At 71.8% G+C, this 24273-nt stretch carries 17 protein-coding genes, 4 tRNA genes, 1 other RNA gene and 2 pseudogenes; 13 read left to right on the forward strand and 11 right to left on the reverse strand.

What is annotated here, in order from left to right:
* Positions 1–5: 5 nt before the first annotated feature.
* The 5 genes from ACIRD7_RS30940 to ACIRD7_RS30960 all read left to right on the forward strand — a co-directional run bounded on the left by ACIRD7_RS30940 (position 6) and on the right by ACIRD7_RS30960 (position 5922).
* The gene (locus ACIRD7_RS30940) at positions 6–1325 is read left to right on the forward strand and encodes a glycoside hydrolase family 36 protein (protein ID WP_403458760.1); all 1320 of its coding nucleotides are present in this window, start codon (positions 6–8) and stop codon (positions 1323–1325) included.
* On the forward strand, positions 1322–3322 hold the full coding sequence (locus ACIRD7_RS30945) for a beta-galactosidase (protein WP_403458762.1): 2001 nt from the start codon (positions 1322–1324) through the stop codon (positions 3320–3322). Before ACIRD7_RS30940 ends, ACIRD7_RS30945 begins: the two co-directional genes overlap by 4 nt.
* A 109-nt stretch (positions 3323–3431) precedes the next feature.
* On the forward strand, positions 3432–4706 hold the full coding sequence (locus ACIRD7_RS30950; RefSeq protein ID WP_403458764.1) for a TerD family protein: 1275 nt from the start codon (positions 3432–3434) through the stop codon (positions 4704–4706).
* 61 nt (positions 4707–4767) lie between these two features.
* Complete coding sequence (locus tag ACIRD7_RS30955) at positions 4768–5556, forward strand: Fpg/Nei family DNA glycosylase (RefSeq protein WP_403458766.1); 789 nt, start codon at positions 4768–4770, stop codon at positions 5554–5556.
* 162 nt (positions 5557–5718) lie between these two features.
* Positions 5719–5922, forward strand: a complete 204-nt coding sequence (locus ACIRD7_RS30960) for a hypothetical protein (RefSeq protein WP_403458768.1) — start codon at positions 5719–5721, stop codon at positions 5920–5922.
* Positions 5923–6191: 269 nt separating this feature from the next.
* On the opposite strand, the pseudogene ACIRD7_RS30965 reads toward ACIRD7_RS30960, so the two are convergent.
* Both ACIRD7_RS30965 and ACIRD7_RS30970 read right to left on the reverse strand, forming a co-directional pair.
* A pseudogene (locus ACIRD7_RS30965) lies at positions 6192–6314 on the reverse strand (phosphotyrosine protein phosphatase); the annotation flags it as partial.
* Positions 6315–6394: 80 nt separating this feature from the next.
* Positions 6395–8425: a cell wall-binding repeat-containing protein gene (locus tag ACIRD7_RS30970; RefSeq protein WP_403458770.1), complete on the reverse strand. Its 2031-nt coding sequence runs from the start codon at positions 8423–8425 to the stop codon at positions 6395–6397.
* 344 nt (positions 8426–8769) lie between these two features.
* On the opposite strand from ACIRD7_RS30970, the pseudogene ACIRD7_RS30975 reads away from it, so the two are divergent.
* Both ACIRD7_RS30975 and ACIRD7_RS30980 read left to right on the forward strand, forming a co-directional pair.
* A pseudogene (locus ACIRD7_RS30975) lies at positions 8770–9524 on the forward strand (transposase family protein).
* Between the two features lie 16 nt (positions 9525–9540).
* Positions 9541–9933 (forward strand): hypothetical protein, encoded by a 393-nt coding sequence (locus ACIRD7_RS30980; protein ID WP_403458772.1) that lies wholly within the window; start codon positions 9541–9543, stop codon positions 9931–9933.
* Between the two features lie 307 nt (positions 9934–10240).
* Here ACIRD7_RS30980 and ACIRD7_RS30985 read toward each other — a convergent pair.
* Positions 10241–10328, reverse strand: a tRNA-Ser gene (locus ACIRD7_RS30985).
* Positions 10329–10401: 73 nt separating this feature from the next.
* Here ACIRD7_RS30985 and ffs point away from each other — a divergent pair.
* From ffs to ACIRD7_RS31015, 6 genes are all read left to right on the forward strand, one after another.
* Positions 10402–10498, forward strand: an RNA gene (gene ffs / locus ACIRD7_RS30990) — signal recognition particle sRNA small type.
* Between the two features lie 98 nt (positions 10499–10596).
* Entirely contained in the window at positions 10597–12894 is a 2298-nt protein-coding gene (locus ACIRD7_RS30995; RefSeq protein WP_403458773.1) for a DNA polymerase III subunit gamma and tau, read from the forward strand.
* Positions 12895–12974: 80 nt separating this feature from the next.
* Complete coding sequence (gene purD / locus ACIRD7_RS31000) at positions 12975–14225, forward strand: phosphoribosylamine--glycine ligase (protein WP_403458774.1); 1251 nt, start codon at positions 12975–12977, stop codon at positions 14223–14225.
* A gap of 332 nt (positions 14226–14557) precedes the next feature.
* Positions 14558–16621: a hypothetical protein gene (locus tag ACIRD7_RS31005; RefSeq protein WP_403458775.1), complete on the forward strand. Its 2064-nt coding sequence runs from the start codon at positions 14558–14560 to the stop codon at positions 16619–16621.
* Positions 16622–16951: 330 nt separating this feature from the next.
* Entirely contained in the window at positions 16952–18442 is a 1491-nt protein-coding gene (locus ACIRD7_RS31010; protein ID WP_403458883.1) for a N,N-dimethylformamidase beta subunit family domain-containing protein, read from the forward strand.
* 134 nt (positions 18443–18576) lie between these two features.
* On the forward strand, positions 18577–19476 hold the full coding sequence (locus tag ACIRD7_RS31015) for a phosphoribosylaminoimidazolesuccinocarboxamide synthase (RefSeq protein ID WP_403458777.1): 900 nt from the start codon (positions 18577–18579) through the stop codon (positions 19474–19476).
* A gap of 76 nt (positions 19477–19552) precedes the next feature.
* Here ACIRD7_RS31015 and ACIRD7_RS31020 read toward each other — a convergent pair.
* From ACIRD7_RS31020 to ACIRD7_RS31055, 8 genes are all read right to left on the reverse strand, one after another.
* A tRNA-Gly gene (locus ACIRD7_RS31020) sits at positions 19553–19628 on the reverse strand.
* A gap of 22 nt (positions 19629–19650) precedes the next feature.
* Positions 19651–20265, reverse strand: a complete 615-nt coding sequence (locus ACIRD7_RS31025; RefSeq protein WP_403458778.1) for a response regulator — start codon at positions 20263–20265, stop codon at positions 19651–19653.
* Complete coding sequence (locus ACIRD7_RS31030; protein WP_403458780.1) at positions 20262–21488, reverse strand: sensor histidine kinase; 1227 nt, start codon at positions 21486–21488, stop codon at positions 20262–20264. The genes ACIRD7_RS31025 and ACIRD7_RS31030 overlap by 4 nt, the downstream gene beginning before the upstream one ends.
* 16 nt (positions 21489–21504) lie before the next feature.
* On the reverse strand, positions 21505–22281 hold the full coding sequence (locus tag ACIRD7_RS31035; protein WP_403458781.1) for an ABC transporter permease: 777 nt from the start codon (positions 22279–22281) through the stop codon (positions 21505–21507).
* Positions 22278–23237 carry an ABC transporter ATP-binding protein gene (locus ACIRD7_RS31040; RefSeq protein WP_403458784.1) on the reverse strand — a complete coding sequence of 320 codons (960 nt, stop codon included), beginning with the start codon at positions 23235–23237 and terminating at the stop codon, positions 22278–22280. The genes ACIRD7_RS31035 and ACIRD7_RS31040 overlap by 4 nt, the downstream gene beginning before the upstream one ends.
* A 131-nt stretch (positions 23238–23368) precedes the next feature.
* Positions 23369–23441 (reverse strand) — tRNA-Gly (locus tag ACIRD7_RS31045).
* 80 nt (positions 23442–23521) lie between these two features.
* Positions 23522–23593, reverse strand: a tRNA-Gly gene (locus ACIRD7_RS31050).
* 159 nt (positions 23594–23752) lie between these two features.
* Positions 23753–24070, reverse strand: a complete 318-nt coding sequence (locus tag ACIRD7_RS31055; protein ID WP_030947653.1) for an Lsr2 family protein — start codon at positions 24068–24070, stop codon at positions 23753–23755.
* Between the last annotated feature and the right edge of the window lie 203 nt (positions 24071–24273).

Here is a 24273-nt window from a genome sequence, read left to right on the forward strand (position 1 = left end):
CACCCGTGCACCACCCCTTCACCCCCGTCGCCTCCGTGCCCGTGGACCCGGCCCGCGCCCGGGTCCACGAGGAGGGCTGGCAGTCCTGGAGCCCGAGTGGCACCTACGCCCTCGGCGAGCGCCCCCACCGCCCGACCAACGACAACTGGGCGACGGTCTGCTACCGCCCCGGCGTCACCGCCCCCGAGGGCACCTTCCAGGGCGAGGGCCTGCTGGCGCTCGACCCCGGCAACGGCTCGGCCGTCCGGCTGTGGGCGGCGACGGACCCCGTCAGCGAGGTCCCGTCCATCCGCCTGGTCGTGACGGACGACGCCGTCGCCGAGGTCACGGCCGACGGACCGGTGAAGGAGTGGACGGGCGCCACCGTCCAGTCGGTGCTGGGCGACTGGGCCGACAGCCTCCAGCTGCCCGCCCCGCGCCCGGCGCCGACGGTCTGGTGCTCCTGGTACGAGTACTTCACCGCCGTCACCGAGGACGACATCCACGAGAACCTCCGCGCGATGGACACCCTCGACCTGCCCATAGACGTCGTCCAGATCGACGACGGCTACCAGAAGGCGCTCGGCGACTGGCTCACCCTCTCCGGCCGCTTCCGCTCCCGCGCGGACATCGCGGAGGCCATCCGCGCCCGCGGCCGCCGCGCCGGCATCTGGACGGCCCCCTTCCTGGTCGACCCGGCGAGCGACCTGGCCGCCGAGCACCCCGAGTGGCTGGTGCGCACCGCCGACGGCGACTTCACCCACGCCGGCCGCAACTGGGGCCACGACCTGCGTGTCCTGGACACCACCCACCCCGGGGCGGCGGCGTATCTGACCGAGGTCTTCCGGACACTGCGCGCCGAGGGCTACGACTACTTCAAGGTCGACTTCCTGTACGCGGGCGCCCTGGAGGGCGTACGGCACGACTCGGAGTCGGACGCGCTGACGGCGTACCGCTCCGGTGTCCGGCTGATCCGGGACGCGATCGGCGAGGACGCCTACCTGCTGGGCTGCGGTGCGCCGATGCTGCCCTCCCTCGGCCTGTTCGACGCGATGCGGGTCAGCCCCGACACCGCCCCGCACCGCCGCCCCGAGGCCGACGACTTCAGCCAGCCCGGCCAGGACCCGGCCGAGTTCACCGGCGTCGGCCGCCAGTGGCAGCACGGCCGGCTCTGGACCAACGACCCCGACTGCCTGATGGCCCGCCCCGCGGTGGAGACCCGGGAGCGGTGGGCCGCGCACGTCGAGGCGACGGGCGGCCTGATGGCCTCCAGCGACCGCCTGCTGTCCCTCGACGAGTGGGGCGTGGCGACGACCCGCCGGCTCCTCGGGGGAGGTGCGCGGTGAAGCGCGAACTCAAGGTCCCGGGCATCGCCTACGGGGGTGACTACAACCCGGAGCAGTGGCCCGAGGAGGTCTGGGCCGAGGACATGCGCCTGATGCGCGAGGCCGGGGTCACCATGGTCAGCGTCGGCATCTTCTCCTGGGCGCTGCTGGAGCCCAAGCAGGGCGAGTACGACTTCTCCCTCCTGGACCGTGTCCTGGACCTGCTGCACACCCACGGCATCGCGGCCGACCTGGCCACCCCGACGGCGGCGCCCCCGGCGTGGTTCTTCCGCGCCCACCCCGAGGCGCTGCCCGTGGACAAGGACGGCCGGGGACTGTCGTACGGCAGCCGTCAGACGTTCTGCCCGTCGAGCCCGGCCTACCGGGAGGCGGCCCTGCGCATGGCGGGCGAGCTCGCCCGGCGCTACGCCGGCCATCCGGCGCTGGCGATGTGGCACGTCCACAACGAGTACGGCTGCCACAACGCCGAGTGCTACTGCGACGAGAGCGCGGCGGCGTTCCGGCGCTGGCTGAGGAAGCGGTACGCCGACGACCTCGCGGCGCTGAACGACGCCTGGGGCACGCGCTTCTGGAGCCAGTGGTACTACGACTGGGACGAGATCATCCCGCCCCGCCCCACCGGCGCGGTACCGAACCCCACCCACCAGCTGGACTGGCGCCGCTTCTGCAGCGACGAACTGCTGTCGCTGTACGAGGCGGAGCGCCAGGTGCTGCTGGAGGCGGCCCCGGAGATCCCCGCCACCACCAACTTCATGGTGATGTACAACTTCGACGCCCTGGACTACTGGCGCTGGGCCCCGAAGCTGGACGTCGTCTCCAACGACCACTACCTGCGCTCCACCGACCCCGAGTCCGAGATCGACATCGCGCTCAGCGGCGACCTGGTCCGCTCCCTCGCGGGCGGCCCGTGGCTGCTGATGGAGCACTCGACGGGCGCGGTGAACTGGCAGCCGGTGAACAGGGCGAAGGGGCCCGGCGAGCTGCGGCGCAACGCGCTGGCACATGTGGCCCGGGGCGCGGACGGCATCGCGTACTTCCAGTGGCGGGCGGCGAAGGCGGGCGCCGAGCAGTGGCACTCGGCGATGCTGCCGCACGCGGGCACCGACAGCGAGATCTGGCGGGACGTGGTCCGCCTGGGCGCGGACCTGGCCGCGCTGGCCGAGGTGCGCGGCAGCGTCGGCACGGCCGAGGTGGCGATCGTCTGGGACTGGAACACCCGCTGGGCGATGGAACTCCCCTCCCAGCCGAGCGCCGAACCGCGCTTCCTCGACCTGGTGCGCGCCTGGTACGAGCCGCTGTGGCGGTCCGGCGTGGCGGTGGACTTCGTACGCCCGGACGCGGACCTCTCGGCCTACCGGGCGGTGCTGGTCCCCTCGCTGTACCTGGTGGACGACGAGGGCGCGCGGAATCTGACGTCCTTCGCGTCGGCCGGCGGCACCCTGGCCGTCGGCTTCCACAGCGGTGCCGTCGACGAGAACTGCCATGTCCGGCTGGGCGGTTACCCCGGTGCGTTCCGCGAGGTGCTCGGTGTGCGCACCGACGAGCTCTTCCCGCTGCTGCCCGGCGAGTCGGTGGCCCTCAGCGGCGGCGGCACGGCAACGCTGTGGTCGGAGCGGGTCCACCTGGTGGGCGCCGAGCCGGTCGAGTCGTACACGAGCGGCCCGCTGACGGGCGTCGCGGCGGTGACCCGCAACTCGCTCGGCGAGGGCGCCGCCTGGTACGTCGCGACGCGGCCGGACGCGGCGACCCTGGCCGCGCTGCTGGACCGCATCCGTGCGGAGGCCGGGGTGAAGCCGGTGCGCGAGACGGCACCGGGCGTGGAGGCGGCCCTGCGCCGCGGCCCGGACGCCGACTACCTCTTCCTGATCAACCACACCGACCGCCCCGCCGAGGTCACGGTGGCCCCGGACGCCACGGAACTGCTGACGGGCAAGCCGGCGCGGGGTTCGGTCAGCGTTCCGGCGGGAGAGACGGCGGTGGTGCGCGAGCCGCGCTGAGACCACGGCACGCCCCTTCCCCACGTACACCCTTTCGTACCGGGGCGGATGTGGCAGGGTGGCTCGGAAGCGCCGGGGAGCGCTGGGGGATTTTCGAGGGGTGGGCGGTATGCCGGAGCTGGCCAAGGGCGGGAACATCGCGGTGGGCGACGGGGCCGTGTTCGCAGAACTGCACGCCGTGGGCGCCACGCTCGACCTCAGCGCCCTGCTGGTGGCGGCGGACGGCAAGGTCAGGTCCGACGACGACCTGGTCTTCTACAACCAGCCGTCCGCCGAGTCCGGTGCGGTATGGCACGTCGCCGCCGACGAGGAGGGCGCGGAGCGCATCGAGATGGACCCGGCCCGCCTTCCGGCGGACGTGGACCGGGTCGTCCTGGTCGCCAGCTGCGACCCCGACGACCCCGGCCGCACCTTCCACGAGGTCAAGGACGTCCTGATCCGTGCCTCCCAACTGGGCGCCGAACCGGTCCACTTCCGGCCACCCGCCCTCACCGACGGCGAACGCGCCGTCCTGCTGATGGAGCTCTACCGCAGGGGCGAGGGCTGGAAGCTGCGCGCGATCGGCCAGGGCTACGACAACGGCCTGGCCGGCCTCGCGACGGACTTCGGCATCGAGGTGGCGCAGGAGGAGCCCGCCGAGGAACCCGCGGAAGAGGTGCCGATGCCGGCCGCCCCGGCCCCGATGAGCCTGCGCAAGCCGCCGCTCGGCAAGATCAGCCTCGACAAGGGCGGCCAGGTCTCGATGAGCCTGGACAAGACGGACCGCGAGCTGGTGGTCACGGCCACCCTGGAGTGGGACGGCGGCAGCGACCAGCGCCGCAGGAGGGGCGCCGACCTCGACCTCTACGCCCTGTTCGTGCCGGCCTCGAAGGCGGTACGCGGCGAGCGGGCACCTGGCACCCTCATCACCCGCAAGAAGGGCGCCCCGGCGTCCGACACCGACACGGCGAAGACGGGCAAGGGCGCCGACGTCGTCTACTACAAGCGCCTCGGCTCCCGGAAGCACCCTCCCTTCATCCACCTCGACGGCGACTCCCGGGTCCCCGGCCGCGAGACCCTCCGTATCGTCCGCCCCGACCAGCAGGGCTACGTCCTGCTGTGCGCCTACTCCGCGCTCAGCAACGGCTTCGGCTCCTTCCGCAGCTTCGGCGCGAAGGTCGTGGTCACCGACGACCGGGGTTCGACGGTCACGGTCCCGCTCTTCGAGAACACCAAGACCCGCTACTGGGTGGCCATCGCCCTGGTGGATTTCACCTCGCCCGACGGCGCAGCGATCCACCACGTCGAGGCCTACAGCGCCCGCATGACCGAACGCCGCCCGGTCCTCCACCCGGACGGCACGATCGAGATGAACGCGGGCCCGGTGGAGTTCAAGCGCCGCTGAGCGCTCCAGCGACATCCGGGTACCCGGGAAGGCATGGTCCGCGTGCCGAAAGCCGTCCGCCATGCCTGAGCTGCCGGACGTGGAGGGTTTCCGGGAGGTGCTCCGGTCCTGTGCGCAGGGCAGGGTGCTCCGCCGGGTCGACGTGCGTGACACGGGCGTCCTGCACGGGGTGAGCGCGCGGGGCCTGCGGGATGCGCTGGAGGGCCGCCGCGTCACGCGGACCGAGCGGCACGGGAAGTGGCTCCTCGCCCGCACCGGCGGCCCCACCCTCCTGCTGCACTTCGGCATGACGGGCCGACTGCTCTGCGCCCACCCCGACGATCCGCCCGAGCCGCACGACCGCGTCCTGTTCACGCTCTCCCGCGACCACCAGCTCCGCTACCGCGACCAGCGCAAACTCCAGGGCCTGTGGCTGGCGTACGACGACTCCGACGTCGTACGGCTGCTGCGGCGCCAGGGCCCCGACGCGCTCGCGGTGGACCGAGAGGAGTTCGAGGCCGCCCTGCGCGCCCACCGGGGCAGCGTCAAGAGCGTCCTGATGAACCAGTCCGTCTTGGCCGGCCTCGGCAATCTGCTCGCCGACGAGATCCTCTGGCGCGCGAAGGTGCGCCCCACCACCCGCACCGCCGACCTCACCCAGTCCGACCGCCGCACCCTCCACACCCAGATGCGCCGCACCCTGCGCACCGCGGTCACCGCCGGCCGCGTCCCACCCCGTGACTCCTGGCTGACCGGCCACCGAGACACCCCCAGCCCCCACTGCCCCCGCTGCGGCACCTCCCTGCGCCGGTCCCGCGTGGCCGGCCGGACGACGGTGTGGTGTCCGGGGTGCCAGGGAGAGAGCGGGTGAACGCCCGAGGCCGCGAGCCGGGGGCGGACAGCCCTCTGTAGGTAGAGCCGGCCGTACCTCGGACAGGGTGGCGTACGCCATAGTCCTTCCCGCCGGCCGACGGCATGGTTGAACCCGACGGATCCCAGAGGTTTGGAGTCCCCGCCCGGAAGGAAACCGGCCATGAAGTCGCCACTGCCGTCCACCGTGAGCCCCACCATGAACGACGCCACAGAGCCCCCGCACGAGAGCGACCTCACGCCACTCCTCGCCGCCTGGGACCTGACCCACCCCGCGTCCGACCCGGACTGGCGCCACCTCCTGGACGAGATGGCCCACCCCCGCACCACCCAGGCGTTCCACCGCCTGGCCCGGTCCGCGGCCTGAGGCCATTTCGCCCGGACAAAGACCCACGGGCCAAGGTGCCCAGCCAAAGCCCCCGGGCAAAGGCCCCTGGGCAATGGCTCCCGGACTTGGGCACCCGGCCAAAGGCTCGGGACAAACGCCAGAGGGCCGAAGGGCCTCTGGCCCCGGCTGAACGTCCGTGAACGGGGCTGAATGAGACGGAAACCGAGACGGGCGTCGGCCGGGTCGTCCGGCGGGGCCGGAGCTGATGATGACTTGGCGCATGCCGTCTCCGGCCGAGTCAGGTCTCTCGCCTCCTGCGCGGTGTGGATCTCGTCGCGGATGGGGCGAACGGCCTCGACGCCCTTGCCCGCCGGGTCTTCCAGGGCCCGGTCCAGGCACTTCTTGTCGGGGAAGATCGGGCAGGCGTCGGCCCGCGCTCGCGAGATGTCCCCGGCCGATCGGCCGGTGGTCCGGGCCGCCCCTCTGGGAGGAGGGTGGCCCGGACCGGGGGTCACTTCGAGACTGTCACCTTGAGCGGGGCCAGATCCGGGCTCGGAACGGGCTTGCCGGTGCTCGCGGTGCCCGCGGACAGCGGCTGGGAGGTCGGGCTCTGCGGGATGTCACCGTTGTAGTACGAGGTGTACGCGTAGGTGCTGTCCACGCCGATGGCCCGGCCGATCAACGGGACGACCTTCGCGTCGACGGAGCCGTTGCCGCCGAACACGGCCACGTGGTTCAGGCTCGCCGACGTGCGCATCATGTACGACTTGGTGTCGTACGTCAGCGAGGTGACGTCGGTCCACAGCAGCGGGCCGAACGTGGTCATCGCCGACGACGCGGAGACGCCACCGGTCCAACTGTTCACCGAGGCCACCGCGGCGTCCGACGGCGACGACCACCAGAACTCGGCGAGCCTCGCGGCGACCGGCGCCGGACTGCCGGCGAAGCGGTAGTAGCTGTACTTGCTGGGCCAGTTGGGCAGCTTGCCGGCGTTGTACGCCTTGGTCAGCGCCGACTCGGCGTCGGTCCCCACCGTGATGATCTTCGTCGTGCTCGGGCTGTACTTGTTCAGGTAGCCGTAGACGGACGCGGTCATGGTCGAGCCCTGGGTCAGCAGTACGACAGCGGTGCCCGAGGTGCCCATGGCGCCGGCGGCGGAGCTGGCCGCGAGGGCGTTGTGGTAGTCGGTGCCGGTCGCCAGGAACACGTACTTCGGCGCACTGGTGATCGTCTTGGCCACGGCCACCGAGGTGGAGTAGCGAGAGACGTCGGACAGCCGCTTGGCGACGTACCCGAGCGAGGTCACCTTGGACGCCACCGAGCTGTTGAGGATGCTGGTTCCGCCGACCAGGTAGACGGTCTTGCCCTTGGGCAGCATGCGCTTCAGCTCGGTCTGGACGGAGGAGTCCAGGCCCGTGCCGGAGGTCATCAGCACCGGTCCGTGCTTCTTGCCGGCCAGCGAGGTCGCGGTGGTGGCATACGCGGAGTCCGACTTGCTGATCAGGACGGCCGAGCTCGCGTTCATCATGCCGGGCACGCTCTTGCCGAGGGTGTTCCAGGTCCACTTGGACGACGCGATGTTGGTGCCGTAGGTGTCGGCGCCGTAGACCCGGGAGATCGCGTTCTTCCGGAGCGGCTGCCAGGCCACGTCCGTGCCGTCGGCCATGGGCACACGTGTCTCCGTGCCCGCGGCGAGGTCGCGGATCCATATCTGCGAACCACTGGCGGTGTCCGCGCTGCCGGCGAAGTAGGTGTCGTAGGCGATCCGGTCGCCCTTGGGAGACCAGGCCGGACGGTTGTGGTCGACGGGGTCCGTGGTGATCTGGGTCAGCCCGGTGCCGTCGGCCTTGACCGTGAAGAGCTGCTTGTGTCCGGCGACGCTGCGGGTGAAGACCAGCGACTGCCCGTCCGGGGACATGCTCGGCTCGTCCGCGTCGGCGGCCACCTTGGTGAAGGCCTTGGTGGGGCCGTTGTAGACCCAGACGGCTGGAGTGCCGGTGGTGGAGCAGCTTGTGCCGGTGCGCACGAAGGCCAGTTTGCCGTTGACGGCGCCGCTGGCCTTGGAGTCGCAGCCGTCGACGTCGGTGCCGAACAGGGCCTGAGGAGCGCGGGCGCTGTTGGCCACGGCCACTCGTAGTCGGCCTCCGGCGGTGAAGACGATGTCGCCTCCGCCGTTCCAGAACGTCGGATCGGTCGGATGCCAGCCACTGCCCGCCGGCATGACGATGTCCCGGCCCGATATCGACTCCTGGGCGTACGTCTTCGTGCGGAGACGGCTGTCGGCGGAGCCCACGTAGGCGATCTGGCTGCCGTCGGCGGACCAGGCGGCCTGATTCGCGGTCTCGTAGAACTGGGCGCTCTTGGTCCCGTCGGGGTTGATGTACCGCAGCGAGCCGAGTTCGTTGTACAGCAGCCTGCCGTCCGTGGCCGGCCAGCCGGCGGTGTCGGCGGTCGCCTGGCCCGGGAGCCCGGCGACGAGACCGGCCGCGACTGCGGCGACGGTCGTGAGCGCCGCGAATCCGCGACGCGCAGAGATGTTCAATGTGCCCCCACAGGTGAATGGATGGCTGCGTTGCCCCTCCCCCGAGGCGAACGGACGGCATCGTGTTCGTCGTCCGTACGGCAGCGGCGAAACTTTAGCTACGTGCCGCGGCATCTGTGGAGGCAGGGGGCACCCGGTGCCGACGCACCCGTGGACAAGTCGCGGGAGACGAGGCTGAAGGGCCCCGCGGTTCGCGGCGACCCCATCAGCATCATGCCGTTATTGAGCCTTTTCCAACCTGACCGCGGCGGCGAGGTGTTGGAGGCTGCCAGCTGTACGGAACGAAGAAGCCCCTGGTAGACGGGTTCTCGACCAAGATCACCCGTGTCCGCCAGGAGCTTCGCGTGCTTGTCTACCCGTCGTCGATCGATGTCTCCGGCCGCACCCTGCGCTTCCTGACCACACGGCTGCGTGCCCGGCAGCGAGAGATCGGGACCCGGTGGCGACGGCTGCCTGTCGGCCGTCAGGCCCTGCTCGTCCTCGCCCACCTGCGGTGCGGGACACCTACACGCGGCTCGCCGCCGGGTTCGGCATCGGCGTCGCGACCGTGTACCGGTACATAGGTGAGGTGATCGACGTCCTGGCCGCCGCCACGCCGACCCTGACCGAGGCGATGAAGACCGTATGGGCGAAAGCCTTCGTGATCCTGGACGGCACCCTGCTGCCGATCGACCGGATCGCCGCCGACACCCCGTACTACTCCGGAAAACACAAACGCCACGGCATGAACGTCCAGGTCCTCACCGACCCGTTCGGCCGACTGCTGGGGGCCTCACCGGCATCGCCCGGATCGACCCATGACCTGACCGCCGCCCGGCGCCACGGCATCATCGACGCGCTCGCCGAGGCCGAGGTGAAGTGCTGGGCGGACAAGGCTTACCAGGGCGCCGGGCGCCCCGTCCGGGTGCCGTTCAGGGGCCGTCGGCTCAAACGCCGGAAGCGGCGACACAACAGCACCCATGCCAAGATCCGCTGTCTCGGCGAACAGACCATAGCCACCCTGAAGGGCTGGCGCCTTCTGCGAAAACTCCGCTGCAGCACCAACCGGATCACCGACATCGTGAAGGCTGTCGTCGCCCTTCACCACGCCTCAACCTGAGGTTAGAAGGGACTCCATGAGTTTTGACGTCTTCGTGTGCCGGTTCGAGAACGATGCGCCGGCGCCGCTGGACATGAGTGCCGCGCACGAGGTCCTCGGCCCCTATGCGGTGGTGCGGGACCCCGAGACGGACTTCCTGCTGGTGAGTACGGCGGAGGGGGAGGAGGCGGGTGTGTACTTCAACAGCCCGACCGGCATCACCTTCAACCGCTTCGGAGGGGACGGGATCATGGACCTCCTGGCCGTCCTGCTGCGACGGCTGGATGCCGTGCTCGTCGTCCCGGGCGGGCCGACCATGATCCAGCGGGACGAGGACCGCGAGCTTCTGCCCGCCTCCCTCAGGGACGAGGGGCCCGTCGTCGTGGCGCGTACCGGCGCGGAGATCGACCGGGCGATCCGGGCTTCCTGAACGAACGGGCGAGGGGCCCGTCCCCGGTGCATGTCACCGGGAACGGCCTCGTCGTCTGCGCGCGGGCGCGGCCGTCCGCCAGTACGCCTCCGCCACAGCAGCCACGCCAAGATCCGATGCCTTCGTCACGCCTCAACCTGAGGTTGGGAAAGGCTCACTGGAACCCTGCTGCGGAAAGTCGCCCAGCAAGTCGGCGACGCTCTCTCGGAGCCGCCGGAGACGAACTGAGACGGAAAGTGAGACGGACAACGTCGAAAGGCCCCACCGCGAACGGTGGGGCCTTTCGACATCGTGCCCGGTGAGGCACTGGCGGAGGATACGAGATTCGAACTCGTGAGGGGTTGCCCCCAACACGCTTTCCAAGCGTGCGCCCTAGGCCTCTAGGCGAATCCTCCGCCGGAAACATTACATGACGCTGGAGGGTGCTAGCGAACTCGTTCGGGCGCCCGGCGATCAGGTAGGCTGGGGCTCAGCCCCTCACGCGGCGCTATCTGACTGAACTCCCCCAGGGCCGGAAGGCAGCAAGGGTAGGTTGGCTCTGGCGGGTGCGTGGGGGGTCTTGTCGTCTCCGGAGAGTTTCGATGAGGTCTCCGAGAGTTCCGGTGCCGTCCGGCCCCAGCAGCGCTGTCCGCGTTGTCAGTGGGCGCCTATAACCTCGTATGCGTGTCGTCTCTCGCGCTGTACCGCCGCTATCGCCCGGAGTCGTTCGCCGAGGTCATCGGGCAGGAGCATGTCACCGACCCGTTGCAGCAGGCGCTGCGGAACAACCGGGTCAATCACGCGTACCTGTTCAGCGGTCCGCGCGGCTGCGGCAAGACGACCAGCGCGCGGATCCTCGCGCGGTGTCTGAACTGTGAGCAGGGTCCTACGCCGACCCCCTGCGGCGAGTGCCAGTCCTGCCAGGACCTCGCCCGCAACGGCCCCGGTTCCATCGACGTCATCGAGATCGACGCCGCGTCGCACGGTGGCGTGGACGACGCCCGTGAGCTGCGCGAGAAGGCCTTCTTCGGCCCCGCGAGCAGCCGCTACAAGATCTACATCATCGACGAGGCCCACATGGTCACGTCGGCCGGCTTCAACGCGCTGCTGAAGGTCGTCGAGGAGCCGCCCGAGCATCTGAAGTTCATCTTCGCCACGACCGAGCCCGAGAAGGTCATCGGGACCATCCGCTCGCGGACCCACCACTACCCCTTCCGCCTCGTCCCGCCGGGCACCCTGCGGGACTACCTGGGCGAGGTGTGCGGCCGGGAGAACATCCCCGTCGAGGAGGGCGTGCTGCCCCTCGTCGTGCGCGCGGGCGCGGGGTCCGTGCGTGACTCCATGTCCGTCATGGATCAGCTGCTCGCCGGAGCGAGGGAAGAGGGTGTGACGTATGCCATGGCCACCTCTCTGCTCGGCTACACCGACGGCTCGCTCCTCGACTCCGTCGTCGAGGCCTTCGCGACCGGTGACGGGGCCGCCGCCTTCGAGGTCGTGGACCGCGTCATCGAGGGGGGCAACGACCCCCGGCGCTTCGTCGCCGACCTGCTGGAGCGGCTGCGGGACCTGGTGATCCTGGCCGCCGTTCCGGACGCGCTGGACAAGGGGCTCATCGACGCCCCCGCAGACGTCCTGGAGCGCATGCAGGCCCAGGCCGGCACCTTCGGCGCCGCCGAGCTGAGCCGCGCCGCCGACCTGGTCAACGAGGGCCTGACCGAGATGCGGGGGGCCACCTCGCCCCGCCTGCAACTGGAGCTGATCTGCGCGCGCGTCCTGCTCCCGGCGGCGTACGGCGACGAGCGCGCGGTCATGGCCCGGCTCGACCGGCTGGAGCGGGGAGTCAGCTTCTCCGGCGGCGGTGGGATGCCCGCGATGGGATACGTGCCGGGTCCCGACGCGCACGGCGCGGCGCCCGCGGCACCGGTACCGCCGGGTGGCGGCCCCGCCGCGGCGCGGGCGGCGGTCCGGGCTCCCGGCGGGCCCGCGACCGGCGCCGGCAGTGTTCCGGCGGCGGCGGAGCAGAGCGCGCCGACGGCGCAGCCCCAGGAGCAGCCACAGCCACCTCAGGCGGTCCCCGCACCGGCACCCGCGCCCACCCCGCCCGCCGCACCCCAGCAGACACCCTCGGCCCCCGCCCCCGGTGCCTGGCCCACCGCCGCGCCCGCGGGCGGCGGCCGACGCCCCGGCGGCTGGCCCACGGCCGCCCAGGCTGGCGGCGGCGCCCAGCCCGCGACCGAGTCCCGGCCCGCCGCCGGCACCCCCACCCCGCCACCGCAGCCCGCGCCCGCCGCGCCCGCCGCCCCCACCCCGGGCCCCGCGGCCGCCTACGCGCCCCCGAGCGGCGGCCTCGACCCCCGCATGCTGTGGCCGAACATCCTGGAGGCGGTCAAGAACCGCCGCCGCTTCACCTGGATCCTGCTCAGCCAGAACGCCCACGTGGCCGGCTTCGACGGCACCACCCTCCAACTCGGCTTCGTCAACGCCGGAGCGCGCGACAACTTCGCGAGCAGCGGCAGCGAGGACGTCCTGCGGCAGGCGCTGACCGAGCAGTTCGGCGTCCAGTGGAAGATCGAGGCGATCATCGACCCGTCGGGCGGCGGTTCGGCGCCCGCACCGACCGGCGGTTCCTCCGGCTACGGCGGCGGAGGCGGCGCCGGTGGTTACGGCGGCGGCAGCACCGGCGGCCATGGCGGTGGCGGCTACGGCGGCGGTACGTCCGCCCAGCGCCCGTCCGCTCCCGAGCCGGCGGCGCCCACGGCACCCACCCCGCCTCCGTCGGCCCCTTCGGCGGCCACCGCGACCCCTGCCCCCGCGTCCCAGCCGTCCACCGCGTCCTCCCCGGAGCCCCCGCACCCGGTGGCCCCTGAGGACGACATCCCCGAGGACGACGACCCCGACCTGAACGAGTCGGCACTGTCCGGCCACGACCTGATCGTGCGGGAGCTGGGGGCGACGGTGGTCGAGGAGTTCATGAACGAGTAGGGGGCGCTTGGAGGAACGTACAGGTCGCGAACCCCCGGCCTCTCGGCACCCCGCACAAGAACCCCGTTAGGCTGACCCCCGTGAAGGTCCTCGTCATCGGCACCGGCGCCCGCGAACACGCCCTCTGCCGCTCCCTGTCCCTCGATCCCGACGTCACCGCGCTGCACTGCGCCCCCGGCAACGCCGGCATCGCCGAGGTCGCCGAACTGCACCAGGTCGACGCCCTGGACGGCGAGGCCGTCACCACGCTGGCCACGGAGCTCGGCGCCGACCTCGTGGTCGTCGGGCCGGAGGCACCCCTCGTCGCCGGGGTCGCCGACGCCGTGCGCGAGGCGGGCATCCCGGTCTTCGGCCCCTCCGGGGAAGCCGCGCAGATCGAGGGCTCCAAGGCGTTCGCGAAGGACGTCATGGCGGCGGCCGGCGTTCCGACGGCCCGCTCCTACGTCTGCACCACACCGGAGGAGGTCGACGAGGCCCTCGACGCCTTCGGCGCCCCGTACGTGGTGAAGGACGACGGCCTCGCCGCGGGCAAGGGCGTGGTCGTCACCGGCGACCTCGAGGCCGCCAGGGCGCACGCCAACGCCTGCGAGCGCGTCGTCATCGAGGAGTACCTCGACGGCCCCGAGGTCTCCCTCTTCGCCATCACCGACGGCGAGACGGTCGTCCCGCTCCAGTCCGCCCAGGACTTCAAGCGGGCGCTCGACGGCGACGAGGGCCCCAACACCGGGGGCATGGGCGCGTACTCCCCGCTCCCGTGGGCCGACCCGAAGCTGGTCGAGGAGGTGCTGGAGACGGTCCTGCAGCCGACCGTCGACGAGATGCGCCGCCGCGGCAACCCGTTCTCCGGGCTGCTCTACGCCGGTCTCGCGATCACCTCCCGGGGCGTGCGGGTCATCGAGTTCAACGCGCGCTTCGGCGACCCCGAGACCCAGGTCGTGCTGGCCCGGCTGAAGACCCCGCTGGCCGGTGTGCTGCTGGCCGCCGCCAACGGCGACCTCGCCGACCTGGAGCGCCTGCGCTGGAGCGAGGACGCCGCGGTCACCGTCGTCGTCGCCTCGCACAACTACCCCGGCACCCCGCGCACCGGCGACCCGATCACCGGCCTCGACGAGGTGGCCGCCGAGGACGCCCCGCACGCCTACGTCCTGCACGCCGGCACCAAGCGCGACGGCGAGGCGATCGTGAGCGCGGGCGGCCGCGTCCTGTCCGTCACGGCGACCGGAAAGGACCTCGCCCAGGCCCGCGACCGCGCGTACCAGGCGGTGGCCCGCATCAAGCTCGACGGCTCCCAGCACCGTACGGACATCGCGGCGAAGGTGGCGGGCGCCTGAGCCCCGCGGCTCCCGCGCCGGGCGGAATCCGCCCCGGTCGATAAACCCCACAGGCCCCGAACCCGTCTCAGGGTTCGGGGCCTGGTCCATGCCCGGATCGGGGGCCTGACCCTCGCTGACCGTCATCCACCTCTCCCCTGAGCCATTCCATCGAGTGACCGATGCCCCATCCGGCTGACGTGGGTCGAAGCCCCAACTAGGGTGCGGCGCAAGCGTTCCGGCACTTGGCCCACCGGCATTGCGATGTCAGTGGTGGGTGCCACAGTGGGGGAGTGAGCAAAGCCAGGACAGTTCGGACAGCCAGGGCACCCGGGAGGGGGTGAGGTCCGGCCGTGACCGGTATGGGTGTGGAGGTGGGTGCGCAGGCTGCGCGCGCCCGGGCCCTCGTGGTGCTGCGCATCCGCAGCCGCGCGATGGCCGTCGCCCTGCTGCCCGCGGCGATCGCCGTGGTGCTGCTCGCCGGCGCCTCCACCGGCCACTTCGTGGGCCCGGGTTGGCACGCCGCCCGCTGGGTCGTCACCCCGGCCGCCGTCCTCGTCCTGCTCGCCGCGGCCGCCGTCGCCCTGGTCGTCGCCCGCGCCCGCCCGGCCGTCAGCCCGACGGTCCCCATCACCGAGGAACAGGCCCCGGACCTGTACCGCCTGGTGCGCGACCTCGCCGACCGCCTCGACGTCCCGGCACCGTCCGCGATAGCGCTCACCCCGGACTGCGACAGCTGGCTGGAGGACCGCACCCACCCGTCCAACGGCCCGCCGCCGGCGGAGCACGAGGACGGGCTGAACGGCCTGCAGGGCGGAAGCAAACGCGGCCCCCATCGCCGTACGACCGCCGCCCCGGTCCTCGTCATCGGCTCCCCGTTCCTGTGGTGGATGCGCGTGGGGGAGCTGCGCGCGGTCCTCGCCCCGGTCGTCGCCGGTACGGGACCCTCGGCCCACCCGGACATAGCCCAGGCCCGGCGCTTCGTCCGGGGTCTGGACGCGGCCGTGGCCGTCGCCTCCACGAGCGGGCGCTGCCCCGGGTCGCGGGCGGTGTGCGCGGGCATCGGCTGGGTCGCGCGGCTGCTCCTGCGCAGCTGCCGGGATCACGCCGCCGAGATGGAGCGGGGCGTGGCCGCCGCGGCCGCCGAGCGCGCACAGGCTGTGGACTACGGGCTGCGGATCGTCGCCCAGGAACAGGTCGGGCTGGCGTACGCGGGCTGGGACCGGCTGCTCACGCGGGTGGCGCTGCCCGCCTGGCGGATGGGCCGCTGGCCCTCCCGGCTCGACGCGGGCGTGGTCGCCGCGCTCACCGAGCTGTCCCGGCGGGACCGGCTGGCCGAGGGATTCGCCTCCCGGCTCGGCGAGCGCCCCGCCTGTGACCTGCTCGAAGAGCCCGGCGCGGTCGACGAGGCCGCCTCGCTCCTCGCCGCCCGCCTGTTCCACGGCGGCCCGGCCGAGCGCGGCCCGGACTGGTCCCCGGTGGACTGGCAGGAGTACCCGGAGGAGGTCGTGGACCGCAAATGGCGCACCGACGCGGCCCGTCTGCACCGCGTCCTCGACGCCCTCGGCGTCCGCCGCACCACCGACACCTCCCCGGAGAGCGACGGCCCGACCCTGGCCCGCGTCCTGGACCACCTGTCGACCCCACCGCCCGATCTCGCCGCGGGGTCCTCTGGGGCTGGCCCGTCTGATCTCGCCGCGGGGTCCTCCGGGGCTGGCCCGTCTGATCTCGCCGCGGGGTCTTCCGGGGCTGGCCCGTCTGATCTCGCCGCCGGCCCCTCCGGGACCCACCCGTCCGACCTCGCCGCAGGCCCCTCCGAGGCCCACCTCGCCGCCGACCCCTCCGAGCCCCACCCGTCCGACCCCTCCGAGCCCCACCCGTCCGCCCCCCACCCCGCTCGGCCCTCGGACGCCCACACCCCGACCCTCGCCGACCCCGCCGACCCGGTCGTCACCACCCGCCCCCCCAAGCCCCCTTACGCCGCCATGGCGGAGGACAACCCCGCCGACGACCCCGAGACCGAGCGCAGCTCCGCCCTGGCCGCCGGCCTGACCGCCGAGCTGGCCCGCGAGGAGGCCGCGGCCCCGGCGGAGCGCCCCGCGTCCCCGGACCTCCCCGGCAGCACCCTCCTCGACATCGGCGCGCTCCCGCTCTTCCCGCTCCAACCGCCCCGCAGTTCGCGCGAGTTGCTGACCGACCATGTGACGGCCATGGTCTGCTGCGCCGCGATGGACACCGCGGGCGCGGCCCCCGGCCTGGACTGGCTCGACGGCCCCACCCTTCTTGTCAACGGCGAACGGGCCGCCGACCTGACCCCCCGCGTCCTCAGCCTCATCGAGAACGGGGACCCGGCGCCGTTGCGCGCCTGGCTGGTGGAGTCGGGGATACGCCCGGAGAAGCCGGTGAGGCTGGTCTGACGGCCGCGCCCGCCCGGTCCGACGGGGCCTGAGCGCCGTATGCGGTCGGAGCCCCCGGTTCCACTTTCGGCCAATTCGCAACGAATAGTGACAGGATGCGTGCGGAATGTGATGTGCTGGGACCGATAGCGCATATGGCAAGGGCTTACGCCATCCGACAGGCATACGAAAGCCCACGTCGCACGGCCGGCACGGCAAGAACACGCAGCTCACGGGAATCCTTACGGCACTCGCACCACACCAGGCACAGGCAGGCTCGGGCACCACACACCGCACACACCACACAACGCTCGCTGCACCATCACGGGGGAACGAGGGAGGGGTATGGCCATGGGGTCGGAGCAGATCCGCCGCTGGGAGTCGGGAGCACTCGCACACGCCGTGACGGACCCCTTCGGCCAGGGCCCGGTCCCCTGGCTGCGCGGCAACGTCACCTACTTCGACGACACGGGCCAGGTGGTCCCCTGGTACGTCGACGGCCAGGCCCACCCGCCCACGTCGGACACCCCGAGGGTCCCCGCGCCCCGTAGCGCCGGCCCGCGCTCGGCGGACGACGTGCGCCGTCAGATCAAGGGCTTCATCTCCACCGGCGCGGTAGCCCCCGGCGAGGCGGTCGACTTCCACATCACGGTCGACCCGCCCCAGGAGTTCGCCGTCGACATCTACCGCATCGGCCATTACGGCGGCGACGGCGCCTCGAAGATCACCACCAGCCCCCGCCTCTCCGGCATCGTCCAGCCCCCGCCGCTCACCGCCGACCGCACCGTCTCCTGCCATCACTGGTGGCTGTCCTGGCGCCTGCAGGTCCCGAGCTACTGGAGCATCGGCGCCTACGTGGCCGTCCTCACCACCGCCGACGGCTACCGCTCCCACATCCCCTTCACCGTCCGCGACAACCACCCCGCGGACCTGCTGCTGCTCCTGCCCGACGTCACCTGGCAGGCGTACAACCTCTACCCCGAGGACGGCCGCACCGGCGCCAGCCTCTACCACGCCTGGGACGCCGACGGCCGGCTGCTCGGCGAGGCCGACGCCGCCACCACCGTCTCCTTCGACCGCCCCTACGCGGGCGCGGGCCTGCCCCTGCACGTGGGCCACGCCTACGACTTCATCCGCTGGGCCGAGCGCTACGGCTACGACATCGCCTACGCCGACGCCCGCGACCTGCACGGCGGCCATGTCGACCCCACCCGCTACCGCGGTCTGGTCTTCCCCGGCCACGACGAGTACTGGTCGTCGAACATGCGCCGAACCGTCGAGCTGGCCCGTGAGAACGGCACCTCCCTCGTCTTCCTCTCCGCCAACTCCATGTACTGGCAGGTGGAGCTGGGCCCCTCCCCGTCCGGCGTCCCCGACCGCCTGCTCACCTGCCGCAAGCGCAAGGGCCCCGGCCGGCCCGTGCTGTGGCGGGAGATCGACCGGCCCGAGCAGGAGCTGATCGGGATCCAGTACGCGGGCCAGGTCCCCGAGCCGCACCCGCTGATCGTCCGCAACGCCGATCACTGGCTGTGGGAGGCGACCGGCGCCCACGAGGGGGACGGGATCGAGGGCCTGGTCGCCGGCGAGGCAGACCGCTACTTCCCGCGCGCCCCGCTGCCCGAGCACGAGGAGCGCATCCTGCTCGCACACTCCCCGTACGCCGACAAGGAGGGCGTCGTGCGCCACCAGGAGACGTCCCTGTACCGATCGCCCTCCGGCGCCCTGGTCTTCGCGTCCGGGACGTTCGCCTGGTCCCCGGCACTGGACCGCCCGGGCCACGTCGACGCCCGCGTCCAGCGCGCCACCGCGAACCTCCTGGACCGCATCTGCAAACGTGACTGAGCTCACCCAGCACACCCCAAGTCCAAGGTCAGAGCCCTCATACGGGACAATCGACCTATTGGCCCGCCCGTCTCCCACCACCGCCCTATGCGAGCCCTGCGGGCGCCCCTTTTGTTCAACCACGGGGAGGAACCGTGTCCGGATTCGTAGAAAAGCCTGAGCCGATCCAGGTTCCGGGCTTGGTGCATCTGCACACCGGCAAGGTGCGCGAGCTGTACCAGAACGAGGCGGGCGACCTCGTGATGGTCGCCAGCGACCGTATCTCCGCCTACGACTGGGTGCTGCCGACCGAGATCCCCGACAAGGGACGCGTCCTCACCCAGCTCTCCCTGTGGTGGTTCGACCAGCTCGCCGACCTGGTCCCCAACCACGTGATCAGCACCGACGTGCCCGAGGGCGCCCCCGCCGACTGGGCGGGGCGCACCATGATCTGCAAGTCGCTCCAGATGGTCCCGGTGGAAGCCGTGGCCCGCGGCTATCTGACCGGGTCGGGCCTGGCCGAGTACAACGAGTCCCGCACGGTCTGCGGCCTCGCCCTCCCCGAGGGCCTCGTCGACGGCAGCGAGCTCCCCGCCCCGATCTTCACCCCGGCCACCAAGGCGGAGGTCGGCGAGCACGACGAGAACGTCTCCTACGAGGAGGTCGCCCGCCAGGTCGGCGCCGACACCGCCGCCCGGCTGCGCCAGGCCACGCTCGCCGTGTACTCCCGGGGCCGGGACATCGCCCGCGAGCGCGGCATCATCCTCGCCGACACCAAGTTCGAGTTCGGCTTCGACGGCGAGAGCCTGGTCATCGCCGACGAGGTCCTCACCCCGGACTCCTCCCGCTTCTGGCCGGCCGACCAGTGGGAGCCGGGCCGCGCGCAGCCGTCGTACGACAAGCAGTTCGTGCGCGACTGGCTGACCTCGCCGGCCTCCGGCTGGGACCGCAGGAGCGAGCAGCCGCCGCCCGCGCTGCCGCAGGAGGTCGTGGACGCGACCCGCGCGAAGTACGTGGAGGCGTACGAGCGCCTGACGGGCACGAGCTGGAGCTGAGCCCATGACGAAGGCCCCGGCATGACAAGGGGCCTGGCATGACGAAGGCCCCGGTCGATGACCGGGGCCTTTGATGTGGAGCGAACGACGAGGTTCGAACTCGCGACCTCAACCTTGGCAAGGTTGCGCTCTACCAACTGAGCTACGTTCGCATGCGCCGTGGCGCGGGATCCACTATACCCAACCTCGCTCCCGCGCGAGACGCACCGCCGCGTGCCGGTTCTCGGCCCCGAGCTTGGAGACGGCGGACGACAGATAGTTCCGCACGGTCCCCTGGGACAGCGCGGCCCGCTCCGCGATCTCCGCGACGGGCGCCCCGTCGGCCGCGAGTTCCAGCACCTCGGCCTCCCGCACGGTCAGCGGCGAGTCCCCGGCGGCGATGGCGTCGGCGGCCAACTCGGGGTCGACGTAGCGGTTTCCGGCGTGCACGGTACGGATGATCTCGGCGAGCCGCTGAGCGCTGACGGTCTTCGGGACGAACCCGCGCACACCGGCCGCAAGGGCCCGTTTCAGATGTCCGGGCCGCCCGTGACTGGTCACGATCATGACCCGGCAGCCGGGCAGTTCGGCGCGCAGGGATGTGGCGACCTTCACACCGTCCGCCCCGGGCATCTGCAGATCCAGTACGGCGACGTCGGGCTCGTGGGCCCGCGCCATCGCCAGCGCCTCGGGCCCGCTGGCCGCCTCCGCGACGATCAGGAGGTCGTCCTCCAGGGAGAGCAGCGTGGCGAGCGCCCCGCGGATCAGATGCTCGTCGTCGGCGAGCAGCAGCCGCACCGGCCCCGTCATACGGCGACCTCCCGCACATCCGCCCCGGCCAGCGGCACGTCCGCCACCAGCCGGAACACCGCCTCGCCGACGCGACCGGCCGCCAGTGTCCCGTCGACCGCGGCCAGCCGCTCCCGCAGCCCGGTGAGCCCGGAGCCGCCACCCCCGTCGGCGGCTCCGGCCGCGCCGTCGTTCTCCACCGTCAGCACCACACGTCCCTCGCTCACCCGTACCCCCACCGAGCACCGCTCGGCATTCCCGTGCCGCAGCACATTGGTGGTCGCCTCCCGCACCACCCAGGCCAGCACCGACTGCACCTCGACGGGCAGCCCGGTGGCCCGGCCGGTCACCCGGCACTCGATCCCGGCCGCCGTCAGCACCCCCTGCGCACCGGTGAGTTCGACCTCCAGGTCGGCCTCCCGGTAGCCGCGTACGACGTCGCGCACCTCGCGCTGCGACTCGCGCGCGATCCGCTGCACCTCGATCATCTGCTCCACGGCCTCGGGGCGCCCGCGCCGCGCGAGCTGCACCGCGAGCTCGCTCTTGAGCGCGATGACCGACAGGTTCCGCCCCATGACGTCGTGCAGATCCCGCCCGAACCGCAGCCGTTCCTCGGCGACCGCGAGCCGGGCGCGGGTCTCGCGGGCCTCGTCGAGTTCGTAGACCGCTTTGAGGAGCCAGACGGAGAAGAGGGCGACGAAGGCGAAGAAACCGCTGCCGAGCAGCGTGATCAGGGCGATGACCAGCGCGGCGAAGACGGACCGGCTGATCAGGAGCACGAAGAGCCCGGATCCCGCCGCGAAGCCCGCGACGAGGGCGAACACCCGCCTGCGGCTGCGCATCCCCAGCGCGGTGATGCCCACGCCGAAGAACACGACGGCGCCGAAGACACTGCCCGCCGCCGAGTCGACGCCGTCGCCCTTCGGGCCGTACTCCACCACGGTCAGACCTGTGGCGGCGACCGCCGCGGTGACGGCGCCGAGCGCCCACAGCAGTCGTACGGGCTGCTCACGCCGATCGCACACCCAGTGCAGCGCCCGCGACACGACCAGGGCGCTGACCGCCGCGTGCGCGCACACCACGAGCAGCAGCCAGCCGCCCAGCGGCGTCGCCATGTTGCCGAGGACCGGCAGCGAGACCGACAGGACCTCCGTCACCGCGAAGGAGTGGAACGACCACCTGGTGTACGTCTCCACCTTCGCCGGTGTGCTCTTGCCCCGCCACCATGTCCCCGGCCCGCGCATCCGCCGTCCCCCTGCCTCAGTGCCGCGGTTCCCAGCGGAACCACCGCCGTACAGCAAACACGCCCAGGACCGTCCAGGCCAGCGCGGTCACCAGGGGACCGATCGACTCGTACGCCGACAGGTCGCCGGTCCAGCCACCCCGCAGCAGGGTGGTCACCGGGGTGAGCGGCAGGAACTCGCACACCGACGCCACCCGGTCCGGCAGCACCTCAAGGGGGATGAACATTCCGGAGAAGATCATGGAGAGGAACAGCACGGGCAGGGTCGTGACCTGCGCGCTCTCGACGGTTCGGGTGAACGACGCGGTCACGGCGCCCAGCGACGCGCACAGGACGATCCCCAACAGCAGACCCAGCACGGCGAGATGGGGCGCGGCGGGTGCGCCCACATCGAGCAGGACGGCGCAGCCGACCGCCAGCACCACGCTCTGCGCGAGGCCCGTGACCACGGCCGGCAGCGCGGCCCCGGCCAGGATCTCCGCGTCCCTCAGCTCGCCGGTGCGCAGCCGCTTGAGGACGAGTTCCTCGCGCCGGGCGGTGTAGACGGAGACGAGCGTGGCGTACACCGCGTAGAGCAGTGAGAAGCCGATCGAGGCGGGCAGGACGACCGTGCCGAGGGTGAGTCCTGCCTCCGCCAGGTCCATTTCCCTCGCGGCCTGTTGCACGCTGAAGGGCAGCAGCAGCGGCACGAACAGCGCCGCGAACAGGGTGCCCCTGCTGCGTCCGAGCAGCGTCACCTCAGCGCGGGCCAGCGCCGTCATGCGTCCCACCGGGGTGGTCATCGCCGTACTCATGCCGCGTACTCCTTCTTCTCGGCGGCGCCCGCCGCCTCCCGCGCGATCCCCAGGAACGCCTCTTCCAGCGACGCCGGCCGCACGTCCAGCCGCCGCAGCTCCACACCCGCGGCCTCGGCCCACACCAGCAGCCGGGTCGCGGTCCGCTGCAGCTCGTGCGTCCGCAGCCGTACGACGCGCCCGTCGATCTCGTGCTCGCGCACGCCCATGCCGTCGAGCGGCGGCAGATCTCCGACGAAGTAGCCCTGCGGCAGCTCGAAGGTGATCCGCGAGGGCTGGGCCGCCGTCACCTCGACCGGCGTGCCGGCCGTGGCGATACGCCCCTCGTGCAGGATCGCCAGCCGGTCGGCGAGGCCCTCGGCCTCCTCCAGGTAGTGCGTGGTCAGCAGCACGGTCGTACCGGCGTCGCGCAGCTCCCGCACCAACTCCCAGGTGTCCCGGCGCCCTTCGGCGTCGAGCCCGGTCGTCGGCTCGTCCAGGAACAGCACCTCGGGGTCCCCGAGCAGCGCGAGCGCAAGGTCGAGGCGCCGCCGCTCACCCCCGGACAGCTGCTTCACCCGTACGCCGGCCTTCCCGGCCAGCCCGATCCTCTCCAGCACTTCCAGCGGCGGCCGCGCACCGCTCACGCACCCGGCCCACATCCGTGCGGTCTCGGCGACGGTCAGCTCGGACGGAAAGCCGCCCTCCTGCAGCATCACCCCGGTCCGCGGCCGTACGGCGGCCCGCTCGGCGTGGGGATCGTGCCCGAGCACCCGCACGCGTCCCCCGGCCGGCCGGGCAAGTCCTTCCAGCAGCTCGACGGTCGACGTCTTGCCGGCGCCATTGGTGCCTAGCAGGGCGAATACCTCCCCGCGTGCTACGGAGAAGGAGATTCCGCGCACCGCCTCGAACCCGCCCCCGTACACACGCCGCAGGTCGGTGACCTCAATCACGTGTTCGTGTTCGTTGATGTCCATGACGTCAGCGTCCCGGCGATCCGGAGCCGGCAGCAGTGCGCGGTGTCACCGCTCCGCATGACAAATGTCAGAGATCCCGGCGCGGGACATGAAAAGACCCCCGGTCCTCAGGACCGGGGGTCTCATTCCCGAGCGGACGACGAGGCTCGAACTCGCGACCTCAACCTTGGCAAGGTTGCGCTCTACCAACTGAGCTACGTCCGCATTGCCCCCGACCGGCTCTCACCGATCGGTGCGAGCACCAGCCTACCTGATCCACATGAGTGCTCAGGGCGGCGGTGCGGAGCGGGTGACAGGAATTGCACACTGCGCCTTCCCCCTGGAAGGGGGATGTTCTACTACTGAACTACACCCGCATGCTCGGCGAGCTGGGCTTTTCTGCCCCGCCCGGCGGCGTGCTCCAGACATTAGCTGATCAGCAGGGGGGTAGCGCAAGTCGGTTGTCGCACCGGGGCAAGTCGGCCGCCCTCAGGGTCCGCTGACGGACCCTGAGCGCAGACCCTCGGGTCGTCCCCTCACTGCGCCGAGGCGAATGCCTCGTACACCTTCTTGGGGATGCGGCCGCGGGCCGGCACCTCCATCTTGTTGGCCTGGGCCCAGGCCCGTACGGCGGCCGGGTCCGGGGCGACCTCGGTCTGCTTGTACGCCTTGCCTGACTTCGACCGCTTGCGGCCTGCTTCCACGTAGGGCGCGAGTGCCTTACGCAGTTTCTTGGCATTGGCTTCATTCAGGTCGATCTCGTACGACTTGCCGTCGAGTCCGAAGGCGATCGTTTCCGCCGCTTCCGAGCCGTCGATGTCGTCAAAGAGAGTGACCACGACCTTCTGCGCCACGAATATCGGTCCCTTCGTACGGCACGTAGACAATTCATTTGTACAGTGCCGGGCAATGTAATGTGAAGCTCGACTAAATCCTCCCGCGTGTCCCATGCGCAATAGGTATCAGGTGTCGATCCGGGATCTTTTCCGGAACTTTTCATCGACAGACACGCTCCCGTCGGCCCGTGACAGCCATCACGTAGATTCCTACAAGTCGA

This window comes from Streptomyces sp. NPDC093568 (assembly GCF_044764945.1).
Lineage (GTDB): Bacteria > Actinomycetota > Actinomycetes > Streptomycetales > Streptomycetaceae > Streptomyces.

Coding starts and splice junctions, on each gene's coding strand:
- ACIRD7_RS30950 (WP_403458764.1), top strand. CDS start 3,432: ATGCCGGAGCTGGCCAAGGGCGGGAACATCGCGGTGGGCGACGGGGCC.
- ACIRD7_RS30955 (WP_403458766.1), top strand. CDS start 4,768: ATGCCTGAGCTGCCGGACGTGGAGGGTTTCCGGGAGGTGCTCCGGTCC.
- ACIRD7_RS30960 (WP_403458768.1), top strand. CDS start 5,719: ATGAAGTCGCCACTGCCGTCCACCGTGAGCCCCACCATGAACGACGCC.
- ACIRD7_RS30980 (WP_403458772.1), top strand. CDS start 9,541: ATGAGTTTTGACGTCTTCGTGTGCCGGTTCGAGAACGATGCGCCGGCG.
- ACIRD7_RS31010 (WP_403458883.1), top strand. CDS start 16,952: ATGGGGTCGGAGCAGATCCGCCGCTGGGAGTCGGGAGCACTCGCACAC.
- ACIRD7_RS31025 (WP_403458778.1), bottom strand. CDS start 20,265: ATGACGGGGCCGGTGCGGCTGCTGCTCGCCGACGACGAGCATCTGATC.
- ACIRD7_RS31030 (WP_403458780.1), bottom strand. CDS start 21,488: ATGCGCGGGCCGGGGACATGGTGGCGGGGCAAGAGCACACCGGCGAAG.
- ACIRD7_RS31035 (WP_403458781.1), bottom strand. CDS start 22,281: ATGAGTACGGCGATGACCACCCCGGTGGGACGCATGACGGCGCTGGCC.
- ACIRD7_RS31040 (WP_403458784.1), bottom strand. CDS start 23,237: ATGGACATCAACGAACACGAACACGTGATTGAGGTCACCGACCTGCGG.